The organism is Streptomyces sp. STR69 (genome assembly GCF_024519455.1).
Taxonomy (GTDB): domain Bacteria; phylum Actinomycetota; class Actinomycetes; order Streptomycetales; family Streptomycetaceae; genus Streptomyces.
Window position 1 is genome coordinate 193,193 of record NZ_JALJRY010000019.1, and the last position, 17,298, is coordinate 210,490.

17 protein-coding genes are annotated in these 17,298 nt (G+C 68.7%); 12 read left to right on the forward strand and 5 right to left on the reverse strand.

Features of this window, described 5'->3' with window-relative positions:
* Positions 1-5 precede the first annotated feature (5 nt).
* The 3 genes from OC490_RS32120 to OC490_RS32130 all read right to left on the reverse strand — a co-directional run bounded on the left by OC490_RS32120 (position 6) and on the right by OC490_RS32130 (position 2,793).
* On the reverse strand, positions 6-713 hold the full coding sequence (locus tag OC490_RS32120; RefSeq protein ID WP_262061523.1) for a phosphatase PAP2 family protein: 708 nt from the start codon (positions 711-713) through the stop codon (positions 6-8).
* Positions 714-879: 166 nt separating this feature from the next.
* The gene (locus OC490_RS32125; RefSeq protein ID WP_262061545.1) at positions 880-1,824 is read right to left on the reverse strand and encodes a bifunctional lytic transglycosylase/C40 family peptidase; all 945 of its coding nucleotides are present in this window, start codon (positions 1,822-1,824) and stop codon (positions 880-882) included.
* A gap of 180 nt (positions 1,825-2,004) precedes the next feature.
* On the reverse strand, positions 2,005-2,793 hold the full coding sequence (locus OC490_RS32130) for a trypsin-like serine peptidase (RefSeq protein ID WP_262061524.1): 789 nt from the start codon (positions 2,791-2,793) through the stop codon (positions 2,005-2,007).
* Between the two features lie 188 nt (positions 2,794-2,981).
* Here OC490_RS32130 and OC490_RS32135 point away from each other — a divergent pair, with 188 nt between their 5' ends.
* Together OC490_RS32135 and OC490_RS32140 are read left to right on the forward strand one after the other, a co-directional pair.
* Positions 2,982-3,284, forward strand: coding sequence for a DUF397 domain-containing protein (locus tag OC490_RS32135; RefSeq protein ID WP_262061525.1), 303 nt, complete (start codon positions 2,982-2,984; stop codon positions 3,282-3,284).
* A complete protein-coding gene (locus OC490_RS32140) occupies positions 3,277-3,660 on the forward strand; it encodes a VOC family protein (RefSeq protein ID WP_262061526.1) in 384 nt (127 codons plus the stop codon). The genes OC490_RS32135 and OC490_RS32140 overlap by 8 nt, the downstream gene beginning before the upstream one ends.
* A 93-nt stretch (positions 3,661-3,753) precedes the next feature.
* On the opposite strand, the gene OC490_RS32145 is transcribed toward OC490_RS32140, so the two are convergent.
* Complete coding sequence (locus OC490_RS32145; RefSeq protein WP_262061527.1) at positions 3,754-4,692, reverse strand: oxidoreductase; 939 nt, start codon at positions 4,690-4,692, stop codon at positions 3,754-3,756.
* Between the two features lie 99 nt (positions 4,693-4,791).
* On the opposite strand from OC490_RS32145, the gene OC490_RS32150 reads away from it, so the two are divergent.
* The 10 genes from OC490_RS32150 to OC490_RS32195 all read left to right on the forward strand — a co-directional run bounded on the left by OC490_RS32150 (position 4,792) and on the right by OC490_RS32195 (position 16,652).
* Positions 4,792-5,394 (forward strand): TetR/AcrR family transcriptional regulator, encoded by a 603-nt coding sequence (locus OC490_RS32150; protein ID WP_262061528.1) that lies wholly within the window; start codon positions 4,792-4,794, stop codon positions 5,392-5,394.
* A complete protein-coding gene (locus OC490_RS32155; RefSeq protein ID WP_262061529.1) occupies positions 5,391-5,849 on the forward strand; it encodes a hypothetical protein in 459 nt (152 codons plus the stop codon). The genes OC490_RS32150 and OC490_RS32155 overlap by 4 nt, the downstream gene beginning before the upstream one ends.
* Positions 5,850-6,151: 302 nt before the next feature.
* Positions 6,152-7,525 (forward strand): S53 family peptidase, encoded by a 1,374-nt coding sequence (locus OC490_RS32160; protein WP_262061530.1) that lies wholly within the window; start codon positions 6,152-6,154, stop codon positions 7,523-7,525.
* A gap of 342 nt (positions 7,526-7,867) precedes the next feature.
* Complete coding sequence (locus OC490_RS32165; protein WP_262061531.1) at positions 7,868-9,181, forward strand: S53 family peptidase; 1,314 nt, start codon at positions 7,868-7,870, stop codon at positions 9,179-9,181.
* Between the two features lie 373 nt (positions 9,182-9,554).
* Positions 9,555-9,863: a hypothetical protein gene (locus OC490_RS32170; protein WP_093628177.1), complete on the forward strand. Its 309-nt coding sequence runs from the start codon at positions 9,555-9,557 to the stop codon at positions 9,861-9,863.
* A gap of 169 nt (positions 9,864-10,032) precedes the next feature.
* Complete coding sequence (locus OC490_RS32175) at positions 10,033-10,872, forward strand: hypothetical protein (protein WP_262061532.1); 840 nt, start codon at positions 10,033-10,035, stop codon at positions 10,870-10,872.
* Positions 10,862-12,181, forward strand: a complete 1,320-nt coding sequence (locus OC490_RS32180) for a hypothetical protein (RefSeq protein WP_262061533.1) — start codon at positions 10,862-10,864, stop codon at positions 12,179-12,181. Before OC490_RS32175 ends, OC490_RS32180 begins: the two co-directional genes overlap by 11 nt.
* On the forward strand, positions 12,178-13,737 hold the full coding sequence (locus OC490_RS32185; RefSeq protein ID WP_262061534.1) for an SCO6880 family protein: 1,560 nt from the start codon (positions 12,178-12,180) through the stop codon (positions 13,735-13,737). The genes OC490_RS32180 and OC490_RS32185 overlap by 4 nt, the downstream gene beginning before the upstream one ends.
* Positions 13,738-13,744: 7 nt before the next feature.
* Positions 13,745-15,178 carry an ATP-binding protein gene (locus OC490_RS32190; RefSeq protein ID WP_019073677.1) on the forward strand — a complete coding sequence of 478 codons (1,434 nt, stop codon included), beginning with the start codon at positions 13,745-13,747 and terminating at the stop codon, positions 15,176-15,178.
* 16 nt (positions 15,179-15,194) lie between these two features.
* Positions 15,195-16,652 (forward strand): type IV secretory system conjugative DNA transfer family protein, encoded by a 1,458-nt coding sequence (locus OC490_RS32195; protein ID WP_262061535.1) that lies wholly within the window; start codon positions 15,195-15,197, stop codon positions 16,650-16,652.
* Between the two features lie 25 nt (positions 16,653-16,677).
* Here the strand turns inward: OC490_RS32195 and OC490_RS32200 are convergent, their stop codons facing one another.
* A complete protein-coding gene (locus tag OC490_RS32200) occupies positions 16,678-17,226 on the reverse strand; it encodes a GNAT family N-acetyltransferase (protein WP_262061536.1) in 549 nt (182 codons plus the stop codon).
* Positions 17,227-17,298: the final 72 nt, after the last annotated feature.

Here is a 17,298-nt window from a genome sequence, read left to right on the forward strand (position 1 = left end):
CACGCTTACGCAGCCAGGTCCCGTTCCTCAGTCCCCGAAGTCTCCGTCCGCGCCCCCGGGATCACCGCGTCCCGGGCCAACCGGCGGGCGTCACCGGACCGAACCAACCACGCCCCCCACCGCGAGCCCTCAACAGCCTTCAGCACAGGCGTAAGCAGAGCCATAGCCGGCGGAGACAGCAGAAGAGCCACAGCCGTGCCGAGCGCGAACCCGCCGATCACGTCGGTCGGATAGTGCACGCCCATGTAGACCCGGCAGAACCCCTCCACCAGCGCGAGCCCGATCCCCAGCAGCCCGAACCGCCGGTTCGCGACGAACAGCGCGACGCCCATCGCCATGGTGATCGTGGCGTGATCACTCACGAAGGAGTAGTCGGTCTTCCCGGAGACGAGAACATCGATGCCGGTGTGGTCGAGGAAGGGACGGGGCCGCTCCACGAACCCGCGGATGGGCACGTTCACAAGAACGGCGATCGCCGCGGCCAGCGGGGTCCAGACGAGCGCCGCGACGGACTGGGCGGAGTCCTCGTCCGCGCGCCGCCGCACGGACCACCAGCACCACACCACCAGCAGCACCATGGCGACCAGCAGTCCGTACTCACCGACGAACTCCATGACCCGGTCGAACCAGTGCGGCGCGTCCTTGGCGAGGCCATTGATGTCGTAGAGCAGATCGACGTCGGGGTTCGACCCGGATTCGGCGAGTACAGCCATGATGCTGCGGCTCCTTCGTCGTTGTTCCGGGCGCACCTCGCGTGCGCATTACTCAACAGGAACGCACGGCCCCTCTTTGTACGTTCCACACTCCACCGAATGATCACTCAGACGTTATCGAAGAGAGACTCATCGCCCCAGCTCAGGGGGTGGGTTCACGCTCGGTTCACACCGTCGTGGGGAGTGCTTTCGCGCCATCTTCGGTGACCCGGGTGGCCCCGAAGTAATCGGGGGTGTCAATGGGGTCGAACCGGATCACAGCACCCGTCCGGGGCGCGTCGATCATGTATCCGCCGCCGACATAAATCCCCACATGCCGGATGGCGCGGGAATTGGTGAGGTCGTCCGAGAAGAACACCAGATCTCCCGGCAGCAATTCGGCCCGCTGCGGATGCGGTCCCGCGTTGTACTGGTCGTTCGCAACGCGCGGCAGCGTGATCCCCGCACTCTCGAACGCGGCCTTGGTCAGCCCCGAGCAGTCGAAGCGCCCGCCCTGGTCGGCGGTGCCGTTCCCGCCCCACAGATAGGGGGTGCCGAGCTTGCTCTGGGCGTAGGTGATGGCGGTGGCGGCCTGTTCGGAGGGGTCGACCCGGCTGACGGGCGCGGCGAAGCTCTGCTCCAGGGACGTAATCGTCTTCACGTAGTTCTTGGTCTCCGCGTACGGCGGCACACCCTGGTACTTGATGACGGCGTACGCGCCCGCGTTGTACGAGGCGAGCATGTTCTCGCTCTGGTTGCCCGGCACGTCCTTCACATACGAGGCGAGCTGGCAGTCGTAGGTCGCGGCCGACGGAATCGCGTCGTTCGGGTCCCATACGTTGCGGACGCCGTCACCGTTGCCGTCGATCCCGTGCGTGGCCCAGGTCCCGGGGATGAACTGCGCTATTCCCTCGGCCTTCGCGGGGCTCTTCGCGTTCGGGTTGAAGCCGCTCTCCTGGTAGAGCTGGGCGGCGAGCAGTGCGGGGTTGAGGGCGGAGCAGAGGTTGCCCCATTTCTGCACGAGTGACGAATAGGCCGCCGGCACCGCACCCTTGGCGAGCGAGACGCTGCCTCCGCCGGCTCCGTTGACGAGGTTCCCGGCGACGAGGTACACCCCGACGACGAGCAGCATCACGAAGCTGAGCCCGAGCCCGGCCGCGACCCCACCGATCACCCATACTTTTCGCACGGCTCAACCCTCCCCCATGTCAGCCCTGTTCAAGGCCATTTCGGGGCAGGGTGGCGGCATTTCGCTGTGTTTCCGCCGGATGTGACGCGTATTCAGCGAGCGGACCGGGTGGTGCGGCGGCCCTTATTCCGGGTCGCTCGTGGCGTCCTTGTACAACTCGGCCGCTTCTTTCCCGAGCACGACACTGTAGGAAATGTCGGGTGTCAGTCCGCCTTGTTCGTGTCCGCCGATGACGCCGACGACCTGCTGGTCGCCGTTCACCCATGGGCTGCCGCTGGTGCCGCCGGTGAAGCCCGGGCAGTCGATGCGCTGCTGGGTGGCGCTGTGCTGGGTGGGCTTGTTGGTGCAGTTGATGGGCTGGTCGGTGGCGGAGGGGTAGCCGGTGATGGTCACGGCGGTGGCCCCGGTGGCCATCCCGGTGACGAACCGGTCGGCCCCGACCACGTCCTCGATGTTCTTGCCGTCCACCTCGGCGACCGTGGCGAAGCCTATGTCGCTGTCCTCGGCCTGCCCCTTGGACCACCCGTCCGGCAGGAACCGCTGCACGACCTTCCACACCCCGTACGGCGCCCTGCCGTCCCGGTAGCCGGGCACGAAGACGTCGCCGGGGTCGCCGTCCAGGCAGTGGGCCGCGCTGACGATGAGGTTGTGCCCGGCGCTGTGCACCACGGACGCGGTGCAGTGGTGGCCGCCGGCCAGGCTGGTGGCATGGGCCGCGCCGAACAGGGCTCCGACGCGCACGCTCTGTTTGTTCACCTCGGTCACGGTGGTCACGCCGAAGGGCCCCGGGCCGTCGTCGGCGGTCGCCACGGACGCCGAGGTCAGGGCCAGCGTCACCACGGCGACGAACAGCGCGTACCGGCGGTTGCCCGCGAGGCGAGCGGAACGGGAGATGCGTGAGCTGCGCTTCATCGGCCCCCACTTTGTCCCACGAAGGTGAGAAAGGACGTCGACGTTTGCTGAGATTTCGCTGTGAACGGCTCGTGCAATGACTCGTTCGGCGCTTCGTTCGGCGGTCAGTCCACCGTACTGTCCTCCCGTCTCTTCTGCCCCCTGAGCGATACTCGATGCCGCCCCGGCTCCAGAAAGAGGAATGTCCCGTGTCAGACATCCCCCCCGACCTCACCTGGGAACGCGCCGCCCCACCGGACGCCACCGGACCCGGCCCCTGGATAGAGATCGCCTTCGGCGCGGGGGACGACGGCGAGGCCCCGGTCTACATCCGCGAGACCAGCGACCCGGAGAACGTCGTCACCACCAACCGCCGCAAGTGGGACGCCTTCGTACTGGGCGTACAGGCAGGCGAGTTCGACCACTTCGTGGAGGGCGTGGAGGACCTGGAGGACACGGACGGGGCGGATCCGGCGGACCCAACAGGCCCGGAAAACGGGCCAGATGCATAGAAGCCGCGTCTTCGCCCTCCTGATCGACACCCCCGGGCCGGAGGCCGCCGCCGCTGCGGCCTTCTGGTCGGCGGCCCTCGGCGTCCCCGCCGAGCCGGTCCCCTCGGAGGAGCAGTTCACCACCCTGCACGAGGGAATTCCGGGGCTGGTGACGGCGGTTCAGGCCGTCGACGATCCCAACCCGCGTTTCCACATCGACATCGAGACGGACGACGTGGCGGCGGAGACCGCCCGCCTGCTCGCCCTGGGCGCGACCCCGGTCTCCCGCTGGCTGGAGTGCCGCACCCTGCGCGCCCCCGGCGGCCACCTCCTGTGCGTCCTGCCGGTGCACAGCCCCGCCGACGTCTTCAACGCCCAGTCGCGCAGCTGGAGTTAGGGCCACCAGCGTGGGCTGCCGGCCCGCGAGGCACCGCACACGGTCCGGTCGGCGCCTGCCATCGAAGCCGCGCCCCCGCCGCCCCGCACCCTCCTACGCCACCGCCCCCACCGAGAACCGCACTCCCGTGAGCTCCTCCGAAGCCGTCCACAGCCGCCCCGCCGCCGCCACGTCACTCGCCTCGGGGCTGCGCCCCACCAGCGTCGGCGCCCCGCGCATCTCGCCCAGTCCGTTCGGTCCGACGTAGCTCGCGCCGGGCAGGTCCTGGGTCGCCGCGTACAGCGTGGGCAGGGCGCCGCCCTTGTCGTCCTGGGCCAGGACCCTGTTGCCCACGGCCATCAGCGCGCGGCTGACCGGGTTCGCCGTGTGGCTCTGGAGGTTGGTCGCCGCCCAGCCCGGGTGGGCCGCCAGCGCGCGGACGCGTGAGCCCGACTCGGCCAGCCTGCGCTGGAGTTCGAGCGTGAACAGCAGGTTGGCCAGCTTGGACTGGGAGTAGGCGCGCTGCGGGCCGTAGATGCCGTCGAGGTTCAGGTTCTCGAAGTGGATGTAGCCGTCGCCCATCTTGTGCGCGCCGGAGGAGACGGTCACCACGCGGTCGGTGATGTGCGGCAGCAGCAGGTTCGTGAGGGCGAAGTGCCCCAGGTGGTTGGTGCCGAACTGCGTCTCGAAGCCGTCCCGGGTGCGCCCCTCGGGGAGCATCATCACGCCCGCGTTGTTGATGAGCAGGTCCAGCGGGCCGTCCCAGCCCTCGCCGAACTCCCGCACGGACGCCAGGTCCGCGAGGTCCAGCCGCCGCACCTCGGTGCTGCCGCCCGCCTTCGCCGCGGCGGCCCGCCCGCGCTCCGGGTCCCGTACGGCGAACACGACGTGTGCGCCCGCGCGGGCCAGCTCGGCGGCGGCGGCGAAGCCGATACCGCTGTTGGCGCCGGTGACGACCGCCGTCCGGCCGGTGAGGTCGGGGATCCGGCTCGCGTCCCACCTGGGCGCCCTGCCGCTGCTCTTGTCACTGATGGTCTTGTCCGTGTTGCCCATGCCTCCCAATGTAGGCAACGACTACAATGCTGTCAATGACAACAATGATGTCGCCAGCAACAATGCTGCCGCTGTCTACATCGGGATACGATGGTTCACATGCCTGTACGCCCCTATCACCACGGAGACCTGCGCTCCGCCCTGCTCGCGAGCGCGGAGCGCACCCTGCTGGAGAAGGGCGTCGCGGCCCTGTCCCTGCGTGAGCTCGCCCGGGACATCGGGGTCAGCCATGCCGCCCCCGGCCGCCACTTCAAGGACAAGCAGGCCCTCGTCGACGCGCTGGCCCTGTCCGGCTTCGAGCGCATGGCCCAGGTGCTGGACGGCGCCGACGCCCCCGCGCTGCCGCTGGAGGAGCGCCTCACCGCGCTGGCGAAGGCGTATGTGCACTTCGCCGCGTCCAACGCCGAGCTGCTCGAAGTCATGTACTCGCGCAAGCACGACCCGGACATCTCCGAGCAGTTGAGCGCGGCCGTGGAGAGCACGACCGTCCCGTTCGTGCGGATCATCTCCGACGCCCAGGAGCGCGGCGAGATCGTCGCCGGCGACCCCTGGACCGTCAGCCTGGTGGTCGGCGCCGCACTGCACGGCACGGCCTCCTTCGCGGCCCAGGGCACGCTCACCCCGGAGGCCGCGGTCGCCGGTATCCCGGTCCTCGTGCACCACCTGCTGAACGGCCTCAAGCCCCGCGAGAACGAACAGTGAGCGACAACTACTTGACGGTGATTCCGACCGATCCGTCCTGGCAGCCCGACCGGGACGCCGCGGATCACGCAGCGGCCGTACTGTCCGGGCTGCTGCCCGACGACGACGCCCGTCGCGGCCTGGACGTCAGATGGCACGACACCGTCGAGGTGGTCTCCTGCGGCGGCAACCTGAAGACGATCAGCTGCCCGCACTGCGGCACGGAATCCGACGGCTGGTGGGGCGAAGCCGTTCAGGAGCGGTACGACGAAGGCTTTTCCACCCTCCTGGTCACGGTCCCCTGCTGCGGCGCCGAGACATCACTCAACGACCTGGTCCACGACTGGCCGATGGGCTTCGCGAGCTTCAGGATCGAGGTCCTGTACCCGAACCGGGGGTGGCTCACCGAGGAGGAACTGGCCTCCGTCGCAACCGCGCTCGGGCATCCCCTGCGCCAGATCCTCGCGCACTTCTAGCGCACTTCGAGCGCACGTCCAGCGCACCGCAGACGCCTCCCGTTGACGCCTGTCAACGCGCGTCCCGCTGTGGATTTTCCGTGGAGAGAGTCAAGCCCGGGCCATTGCCGTGTCATCCCGGCGCCATTGATCAGCAATCCCCCAACCCCCTTGAGTAACGCGGAAGTCAGAACTCCGGAACCCTTCTTGTTGTCACGTACTCAACAAGAGATGGTCGTCACGGGCCGCCGCCCCCACCGGGAACCTCACCGGTGGATCCCCCACCCGCAGGCCTCTGCCCACCTCACTCTGGAGGCTGTACGTTGCGTACGTCACCCCCCAACTCCCCCCACATACGCGGCAACTGGCGAAGAATCGGTTCTGCCGCCGCCGCGACCGCCGCGCTCCTGATCGCCGGCCTCGGCACCGCGGCCCACGCGAGCGCCGCCGCGGACACCACCGCGAGCACCAAGAAGGTCAGCTCCAAGGCCATCGCCGCACAGGTCGCCAAGGCCCATGTGCAGTACGAGAAGGCAGCCTGTGGCGCCACCCCGAAGAAGGGCTTCGCCGCGTGTAACGCCCTCCGCGTCACCGGCGGCACCACCGCCTTCATGGAGAAGCAGGCCGCGCTGAAGGGCGTCGCCGCGAAGACCATCTCCCCGAAGGCCACCACCGACGACCCCACCGGCTACGGCCCCTCGGACATCCAGTCCGCCTACGGCCTGGCCGACGCGGCTGCCGACAACGGCTCCGGCGAGACCGTCGCGATCGTCGACGCCTACGACGACCCGAACGCCGAGGCCGACCTCGCGACCTACCGCTCGTACTACGGCCTCTCGGACTGCACCACCGACAACGGCTGCTTCACCAAGGTCAGCCAGACCGGCTCGACGACCTCCCTCCCCTCCGCCGACAGCGGCTGGGCGGGCGAGGAGTCCCTCGACCTCGACATGGTCAGCGCGACCTGCCCGAACTGCAACATCCTCCTGGTCGAGGCCAAGTCGGCGAGCGACGCCAACCTGGGCACCGCGGTGAACGAGGCCGTCAAGCTGGGCGCCAAGTTCGTCTCCAACTCCTACGGCGGCTCGGAGTCCTCCTCCGACACGACGTACGACACCTCGTACTACAAGCACCCGGGCGTCGCGATCACCGCCAGCGCGGGCGACGAGGCCTACGGCGCCGAGTACCCGGCCGGTTCCCGCTACGTCACCGCCGTCGGCGGCACCAAGCTCTCCACGTCCTCGAACTCCCGCGGCTGGACCGAGAGCGTCTGGAAGACCAGCAGCACCGAGGGCACCGGCTCCGGCTGCTCGGCGTACGACGCCAAGCCCACCTGGCAGACCGACGCCACCTGCACCAAGCGCATGATCTCCGACGTCTCGGCGGTCGCCGACCCGGCCACGGGCGTCTCGGTCTACGACACCTACGGCGCCGACGGCACGGGCTGGGGCACCTACGGCGGCACCAGCGCCTCGTCCCCGATCATCGCCTCGGTCTACGCCCTCGCCGGCACCCCCGGCAGCAGCGACTACCCGGCCTCCTACCCCTACGCAGCGGCCGGCACCTCCGCGCTGAACGACGTGACCAGCGGCAACAACGGCACCTGCTCCACCTCGTACTACTGCACCGCGAAGTCGGGCTACGACGGCCCGACCGGCTGGGGCACCCCGGAGGGCATCTCGGCCTTCACCGGCTGAGGCACCACCGCAGAGCCTCCCCGTCGGGTCACGGGGAGCCGCCGGCAAAGGGGGACGTGGGGTCCCCTTGGCGGAGCAAATGGCAACGGGCCGCGGCAACCAGCCGCGGCCCGTTCGCCGTGTCCCGGTCCCGCGATGGGCCCCAACTCCCATGAAAAACCTGTGAGTTTGGTAAAGAGCCAGACCCTGTTCGGTAAGCCGGAAGTCAGGATTCCAGCAGCCTCTTGTTGTCGCGTACTCAACAAGAGATGGTCATCGCGGGCCGCCCCCCACCGCCGGGGAAACCGCACCGGCGAGACGCACCCGCACCGCCCCTGTTCCACCGACTCAGGAGGCTGCACCTTGCGTACCACGACCCCCAACTCCCCCCACACGCACGGTAGATGGCGCCGCATAGGTTCCGCGGCCGTAGCCACGGCCGCACTCGTCTTCACCGGCCTCGGCACCGCCGCACAGGCCGACGCCGTGCAGAGCGCCACCACCTCCGCCGCGGTTACCTACGCCGCCACCCCCTGTGCGACCCCCAAGCACACCGGCGATCTCACCTGCAAGTCCTACCGCGTCACCGGCGGCCTCACCGCCTTCCAGAAGATGCAGGCCGCGAAGACCGGCATCACCCCCAAGGCCGCCGACGCGTCGACCCCCTCCGGCTACAGCCCGACCAACCTCCGGTCGGCATACGGCCTCACCTCCGCCGCCGCCTCCAACGGCTCGGGCGAGACCATCGCGATCGTCGACGCGTACAACGACCCCAACGCCGAGGCCGACCTCGCGACCTACCGCTCGTACTACGGCCTTTCCGCCTGCACCACGGCCAACGGCTGCTTCAAGAAGGTCAGCCAGACCGGCTCCACGACGTCCCTCCCCACCAGTGACGCCGGCTGGTCCGAGGAGATCTCCCTCGACCTCGACATGGCGAGCGCGATCTGCCCGCTGTGCAACATCACCCTCGTCGAGGCCACCAGCGCCAGCTACGTCAACCTCGGCACCGCCGAGAACGAGGCCGTAGCCCTCGGCGCCAAGTTCGTCTCCAACAGCTACGGCGGCTCGGAGTCCTCCTCCCAGACGTCGTACGACACCTCGTACTACAACCACGCGGGCGTGGCCATCACCGTCTCCTCCGGTGACAGCGCCTACGGCGCCGAGTACCCGGCGACCTCCCGGTACGTGACGGCCGTCGGCGGCACCAAGCTCTCCACCTCCTCCACCACCCGCGGCTGGACCGAGGCCGTCTGGCGCACCTCCAGCACCGAGGGCACCGGCTCCGGCTGCTCCGCCTACGACGCCAAGCCCAGCTGGCAGACCGACACCGGCTGCACCAAGCGCATGGAGTCCGACGTCTCCGCCGTCGCCGACCCCGCCACCGGCGTCTCCGTCTACGACTCCTACGGCGTCACCGCCGGCTGGTACACCTTCGGCGGCACCAGCGTCTCCGCCCCGATCATCGCCGGCGTCTACGCCCTCGCCGGCACCCCGGCCAGCGGCACCTACCCGGCGCAGTACCCCTACGACTACGCGGGCACCTCGTCCCTCAACGACGTGACGAGCGGCTACAACGGCTCCTGCACCACGGCGTACTTCTGCACCGCCGAGACCGGCTACGACGGCCCGACCGGCTGGGGCACCCCGGAAGGCATCTCGGCCTTCGCCAACTGAGGCCGACCGAGGGACCCCCACCCTGATCTGATCCACAGTCACATGTCATGCCACCGTGGGTCGTGGGGGCCACACGTGGCATGAGGGAACGGGCCGCGGCATCCAGCCGCGGCCCGTTCATCATGAGAACATCAGCACGAGCAACTCGATAATCAGGGGCTAACGACCGAACCACGCACAGGTTCCGCCCAGGCCTCGTTGCCCGGCGTTACCTACCGTGATACACAGAGTGACCGTACGCAGTATTCGTACGAAACTCGCCAACCAATGACGCCAAGTCGACATACGACGGCGGCATTGTCGGCGACAATGATGCCTGACCTCTGCGCACCAGCAGGGGATGCGGAACTACCCACCAGGGGCGGTGACTTACATGTTCCTTGCGGCCGACAAGGGAGACATCAACACCATCATCGGGGGGATCGCTCCGGACTGGGGCCCCTTCGGCAGCCTGGGCAACGAGGCCAAGGTGATGATCGAGGTCGTGATGGCGGTCGCCATCCTGCTCTGTCTCGGAATCGCCGTATGGGGTGCGGCCAAACAGCGCATCGGCGCGACGGCGCTCCGCGACACGTTCAGCGCGGAACAGGGCAAGGGCCTCATCATCGCCGGGCTGACCGGGGTCTTCATCATCGGCTCCCTAGGCACCCTCTTCACGATCGTGTACGGCATGGCCGTATAGCCGCCGGACTCGACCGCCCGCTCTCCCCACCCCACCCGCCCGTCGCGCCCACCGGCTGAGGTTGCGTTTCCCTGATGTCGAGTCACCACACCGCGCCCGCGCGGGAACCAGCACGGCTACCGTCGTACTTCCAGATGTTTCTGGACGACGGCGAAGGGGCGTACCCGGCATGAGTTCCGGAGACGAGCACGAGACCTCCGGCGGTTACGGCGGCACCGGCCAGACCCGAACCCGCTACCCCCAGACCGCGGGCGACGTCTACGGCGGCGCCCGCAGAGGCGGCCGGTCCTCCTCCAGAAGCCTGGTGACGGTCGTCGGAGTAGTCGTCCTCCTCATCGCCGCCATCGCCTTCGCGAACCGCGGCGGCAACGACTCCGCCTCCAACGACACGACCGTGTCCGGCGGTTCGAAGCCGGACGCGAGTTCCACGGCGGCCAGCGGCACGAAGCCGGTGCAGACGAAGGCGGGCGGGATCCCCGCCGGCTTCGCGCACGACGAGCAGGGCGCGGAGAGCGCCGCGACCAACTACGCGACGGTGCTCGTCTCGGCGGACATCCTCAAGCCGGCCCGGCGGGCGGAGATCGTGCGGCAGGTCTTCGTCGCCGACCGGCAGACCGCGCTGCAGAACAGCCTCGACCAGGCCTACTCCAAGGAGTTCCTGAGCAAGCTCGGCCTGGACGCGAACGGTAACGCGAGCACGGGCAACACCTACGTCTCCCGCACCGTGCCCATCGGCACCAAGGTCACGAGCTACTCGGACACCGCGGCGACGGTGGAAGTCTGGTGCACCGGGCTGTACGGCACGGCCGGCACCGTCTCGACCAACCCGGTGACCAGCGACTGGTTCACCCTGACGCTCCACCTGCGCTGGGCGGACGGCGACTGGAAGGCCGACAGCTTCTCCCAGAAGGACGGCCCCGCCCCCGTGCCCGGCGACAACAAGGCATCGACTGCCGACGAGATGGCCAAGGCCGTCCAGGAGTACGGAGGGTTCACCTATGCCCGGTAGCTCACGTCTCGTACTCAAGGCCGCGGCCGCCTTCACCGCCGTACAGACAACTGCCGTGCTGCTGGCCACCCATGCCGTCGCGGCCCCCTCGCCCACCCCGACACCGACGGGGTCGTCGGCGGCTCAGGAGTGCAAGCTCCTGGTCGGCGAGGCCAAGGACATCTGCGAGAACGGCAAGAAGGGTGCGGGCACCACCACCCCCAGCACCACCGACACCCTCGACCCCCTCTCCTCCCTCGCCAAGGGCTGCGCCGAAGCCGCCTCCTGGACGATCGACAAGCTCAGCGCCGCCGTCAAGGACACCGCGAGCGTCGACTTCACGAACTCCAAGTTCCTTCAGCAGTACGCCGTCGTCTTCGCCGCCTCGACGATCCTCACCCTCCTCCTGTGGCTCCTCGCGGTGGCCAAGCGCGCGGTGCGAGGCGTCCCCCTCACCACCGCGATCTCCGAGGCCGTCGGCTTCCTCTGGCTCACGGTCATCGCCTCCGCGTTCACACCCCTGATCCTGTACACAGTCGTCTCCGCCACGGACGGCATCTCGGACGTCCTCGCGAAGACGACCGGCAACCAGGACACCTTCTTCGGCAACTTCTCCAGCGCCCTGGCCAAGGGCAACAACATCGGCGGCGGCCCGATCATGCTGATCGTCGTCTCCCTGGTCAGCATCCTCGCCGCCGGCGTCCTCTGGCTGGAGCTCGTCATCCGCGCCGCCCTCCTCTACGTCGGCGCCCTCCTCGGCACCGTCGTCTACGCGGGCCTCGTCGACAAGAACCTCTGGGGCCACGTCCGCCGCTGGGCGGGCATCATGATCGCGGTGATCCTGGTGAAACCGGTCATCGTCATCGTGCTGGGCCTGGCCGGCGCGCTGTCCTCCGCCGACGGCCCGGACTCGTTCTCCGCCGTCGTCTCCGGCCTCGCCATCATCCTGCTGGCCATCTTCGCCAGCGCGATGATCTACCGCTTCGTCCCCGGCTTCGGCGACGAGATCGCCAACGGCCGCAACAACCGCATCATGCAGGGCGCCGAGGGCAAGGCCGCCGCGGTCATCAGCTCCCCGGCCACCATGGTCGCCCAGGGCATCAAGACCCACAGCGCCCGCACCAACGACGGCGGAGGCGGCCAGTCCTCCGGCGGCGGCGCCCGCCCGTCCAACCCGGTCTCCGGCGGCGTCGCCGCCCACAGCACCCGCCCCTCCTCGGGCGGCGGCGGAGCAGTCCCCAGCTCCGCGCCCCCGCCCCGCCAGAGCCCGGCGAACACCCCGCACGCCAGCAACGCCCGCAACAACCGCACGGGAGGTGAAGGGCGTTGACGACAGAGTCCCACCTGTCCCATCCGATCACGCCCCGCCGGACATATCTGATCGGCCGGGCACGGCCGAACGCGATCGTCGGCAAGAATCGTGAGACCGGCGAGATCGCGCTCATCATCATGGGCGCCTTCCTCGGCATGATGTGCGGGCTCCTCGTCCCGGTCCTCTCCCTGCGGATCGTGCTGCTGACGGGCTTCCCGCTGCTGGCGCTGATGGCGGTCTACGTGCCGTACAAGCGCCGCACGTTCTACAAGTGGTTCGAGATCAACCGCAGTTACAAGCGGACCCTGCGCAACGGCACGACGTACCGCTCCTCCGTCATGGAGGCCGGCGTCCACCTCGACGGCCGCGAGGTAGAGATCGGCCCGCCTCCGGGGATCGGCCGCATCAACTGGCTGGCCGCCCCCTTCGGCCCGGACGAGATCGCCGTACTCCTGCACGCCGACCGCCGTACGGTCACCGCGGCGATCGAGATCGAGGGTCCGGGCGTCGGCCTGCGCGACAGCGAGGACCAGGAAGCCCTCGTCGACCGCTTCGGCACGCTCCTCAAGCATGTGGCCAACGGCGACGGCTTCGTCACCCGCATCCAGATGCTCGCCCGCACGCTGCCCGCCGACCCGGACGCGCACGCCAAGGACGTGGCCCAGCGCGGCGACGAGAAGTCACTGACCTGGCTGCAACAATCGTACGACCAGCTCCAGTCGATGGTGTCCACCAGCAGCGAGCAGCACCGCGCCTACCTCGTCGCCTGTATGCACTTCAACCGCGAACTCTCCGCCGAGGCCCACGCGATGGCCCGCGCCTCCCGCCCCCAGGCGGGCCGCAAGCTCGACCGGGACGCGGGGCTCGCGGTCGTCATGGCGCGCGAGTTGACGGACATCTGCTCACGTCTCCAGGAAGCCGACATCCGCGTACGACAGCCCCTCGGCCAGGGCCGGCTCGCCTCGCTCATCCACTCCATGTACGACCCGGACCACCCCATCGACCACCTCCAGGCGATGACGAAGCGCAACGCCTGGCCGGCCGAACTCGACGCCATGGAACCGACGTTCCTCCAGGCGAAGACCCGTGAGTCGTCGACCCGCGAGCCGTGGTGCCATGCCACGGCCTGGGTGAAGGAGTGGCCGATGACCCCCGTGGGCGTCAACTTCCTCGCCCCGCTGCTCGTCCACACCCCGGACGTGATCCGCACGGTCGCCGTCACGATGGACCTCGAACCCACCGAGGTCGCCATCGAGCGCATGCTGACCGAGAAGACGAACGACGAGGCCGACGCCTCCCGCGCCGCCAAGATGAACCGCACCGTCGACCCCCGTGACGTGGCCGCCCACGGCCGCATGGACCAGCGCGGTGAGGACCTGGCGAGCGGCGCTGCCGGGGTGAACCTGGTCGGCTACATCACCGTCTCCTCCCGCAATCCCGAGGCCCTCGCGCGCGACAAGCGCACGATAAGGGCGTCCGCCGGCAAGTCGTATCTGAAGCTGGAGTGGTGCGACCGCGAGCACCACCGAGCGTTTGTGAACACACTGCCGTTCGCCACCGGCATCCGGAGGTAGGGCTCAGATGCGGGATCCGCTGTCCGTCCTCACCGACGCCTTCACGTCCTTCCTCTTCGGCAAGATCGAGTCCACCCGCCTCCCGGTCCGCACCTCGACAGGCCAGGCCCAGGCGGTCTATCTGCCCACGGCTGCCCCCGGGTTGGGCGACTCGGGCGTCATCATCGGCCGCGAGGTCTACTCCGGCAAGGGGTACATCTACGACCCCTTCCAGCTCTACGGCCAGCAACTCCCTGCCCCCCACTGGCTGGTGCTCGGCGAGTCCGGCAACGGCAAGTCGGCCCTGGAGAAGACGTACGTCCTACGCCAACTCCGCTTCCGCGACCGCCAGGTCGTCGTCCTGGACGCCCAGGGCGAGGACGGCGTCGGCGAATGGAACCTGATCGCGGAGGAGTTGGGGATAACCCCCATCCGCCTGGACCCAACAGCTGCCCTGGACATGGGGATTCGTCTGAACCCCCTCGACCCGGCGATCACCACCACAGGCCAACTGGCCCTGCTCCGCACGATCATCGAGGTGGCGATGGGCCACGGCCTCGACGAGCGCTCCGGCTTCGCGCTGAAGGTGGCGCACGCCTACGTCAACGAGACGATCGTCGACCGGCAGCCGGTCCTCATGGACATCGTCGAGCAACTACGCCACCCCGAACCGGAGTCGGCCGAGGCGATGAACGTCGCCATAGACGACGTACGCGCCTGGGGCCTGGACGTGGCCCTCGTCATCGACCGCCTGGTCGACGGCGACCTCCGAGGCATGTTCGACGGCCCGACGACGGTGGGCATCGACCTGGATGCGCCGTTGATCGTCTTCGACCTGTCCCACATCGACCGCAACTCCATCGCCATGCCCATCCTGATGGCCATCGTCGGCGTCTGGCTGGAGCACACCTGGATCCGCCCCGACCGGAAGAAGCGCATCTTCCTGGTCGAGGAGGCCTGGCACATCATCAACAGCCCCTTCGTGGCCCAACTCTTCCAGCGCCTGCTGAAGTTCGGCCGACGGCTCGGCCTGTCGTTCGTGGCGGTGGTCCACCACCTGTCGGACGTCGTGGACGGAGCGGCGGCGAAGGAGGCGGCGGCGATCCTCAAAATGGCGTCGACAAGGACCATCTACGCCCAGAAGGCGGACGAAGCCCGGGCAACCGGGCGGGTGTTGGGGCTACCACGCTGGGCGGTGGAGATCATCCCGACCCTCACTCCCGGCATCGCGGTCTGGGACGTCAACGGCAATGTCCAGGTGGTCAAACACCTCATCACCGAGACGGAACGCCCCCTCGTCTTCACCGACCGCGCGATGACCCAGTCCTCCCGCGACCACGACCGCGAACTGACCGACGACGCCCTGCGCGCCGCCGAGTTGGAGGCGGAAGAACGCGCGGCTGCCTTCATGGAACAGCACTTGAGCGATCTCGACGGCTCCTCCGAGTCCACGGTGGCGTGAACGGCGGTGGCATGACATGAGACCGGACGACGGTGGACGCGAGCGTCAAGGGGGTATCCCCGACGGCCTGTTGGTGGGCCTGCTCGCGTTCCTCATCGGCATGACCCTGCTGGTGTGGTCGGCCACGGGCCTGGCCGCCCTGTTCTCCAAAGGCTCCTGGCCGACCGGCGTGACCTTCGCCCGCACCCCGCTGGCCATGCGCCACCTGATCGCCCAGCCCCACGACATCACCGGCGCCTGGCCGCAGTCCCCATCCGCCCAGTTCTCCGGCTACGGCCTCTTCTGGGGCCTGTTCATCGGCCAGTTGATGATCCTGGTCGTCCTGACGGTGTTCGTGATGGGCACGCTGGCGAGATGGCGGGCGGTAAGGGCAAGGACGCGGGCAAAGGCCCTGGCCGCCCCACCTTCACCGGAACCTCAAGAGGTACCGCCCCAACGCCCGGAACCACAACAACAGTTGCAGCCAACGGTCCTCCTGGAACAGGCGGCACCTGCACCTGCACCTGTCACCTCAACTTCTCTCTCCAACGGTGAACGGGTGGTGGGTGGGTGGGAAAGAATCTTTCTGGCGACAACGGAAAGCCGCCAATCCACAGCCACCCAGGCCGTACGAGACGCGGAAGGCCCCGCCCTGGTAGTCACGTCCAACAAGACGGTCTGGCAGGACACCAAGGACGCCAGAGCCAAACTCGGCCCGGTCCTCCTCTACGACCCCACCCACCTCTGCGACACCCCGGCCCGCCTCCACTGGTCCCCCACGACAGGCTGCGAGGACAAACAGACCGCGGTAAAACGAGCCGCCGCCCTCCTGGCCCCCGTAAAACCCACCGCAAAGATCGACCAGGCGGTAGCGGACACGGCCGAAACACTCCTCCGCAGCTACCTGCACGCCGCCGCGATCGACGGCCGCACCATCCGCCACGTCCACCGCTGGTCCCAGGGCACGCAGATCCAGGACGCGGTACGAACCCTCCGCACGAACCCCAAGGCGGCCCCCGGCGCGGCAGGCGAACTGGAAGCCGCACTCACCTCCCACCCCGAACGCCGGGACATCGCCCAGGAGTTGACGAGCCGCGCACTGTCCTCCCTCTTCACGGTCAACATCCGCGAAGCCTGCACACCCAACAGAACTGACGCGCTCTCCTTGGATTCCTTCGCGAACGAAGGGGGCACGCTTTATCTGGTAGGTGAATCCATCGAGGACCCCCGTACGAACCCGGGTGCGATGCCTCTCCTCACCGCCCTCGCATCAAGCGTGGTCGAGCGCGGCCGGCACATGGCCGAACGGTCATCGGCCGGTCGCCTCGACCCACCAATGACGCTTGTCCTGGACGACATCGCCGCGGTCGCGCCGCTCCCCCAACTCCCCGACCTCCTGGCCACCGGAGCCGACCGCGGCCTCCCCACCCTGGCCCTCCTCCGCTCCCGGGAACAGGCCAGAGCCCGCTGGCCGCACCACGAACTCCCGGTGTAGCAAAAGGACTTACGGCACTCCGCGACTACGGCCGCTCGAACGCCATCTCCAGCTCGCGCTCGTCCGCCGCGTCCCCGGACAACGGCACGACAACTCCCGTAGGCACGAAGCCGACCTTGCCGTAGAACCGCCGGGCCCGCTCGTTGTCCTCGTGCACGATGAGCCGCACCCGCTCGACACCGCGCCCCCAGGCCCACTCCAGCGCCGCGTCGAACAGCACCTCGGTCAGGCCGATGCCCCGCACCTCCGGCCGCACGAACACCCCGACGATGTGCCCCTGCTTCCGGTCGACCGCGAAGCCGGCCCAGTCGACGGTCCCGGCCTCCTCAAGAAGCACGGTCACCGTCCCCACCCACTCGCCGTCCGGCCCCTCGGCAATGATCTGCTGAGCCTTTTCAGCACCTTCGGCGGCCCCTACGGCCCGCTCCTGGTAGAAGGAGTCCGGTTGGGCCTTCGCCGCCTCGTAGGTCTCCAGGAAGGCGAGATGCGCGACGGGATCCTGCAGGGCGACCAGCCGCAGTTCCTTCGCCGCGGCCCACTCGTCGGCGCGTATCGAACGGATCTTGTAGTTCATGGCAGCAACGGTAGCCCAAACGCAGAAAACCCCTGTACCGAATAAACGGTACAGGGGTTTTCGCAATATTTG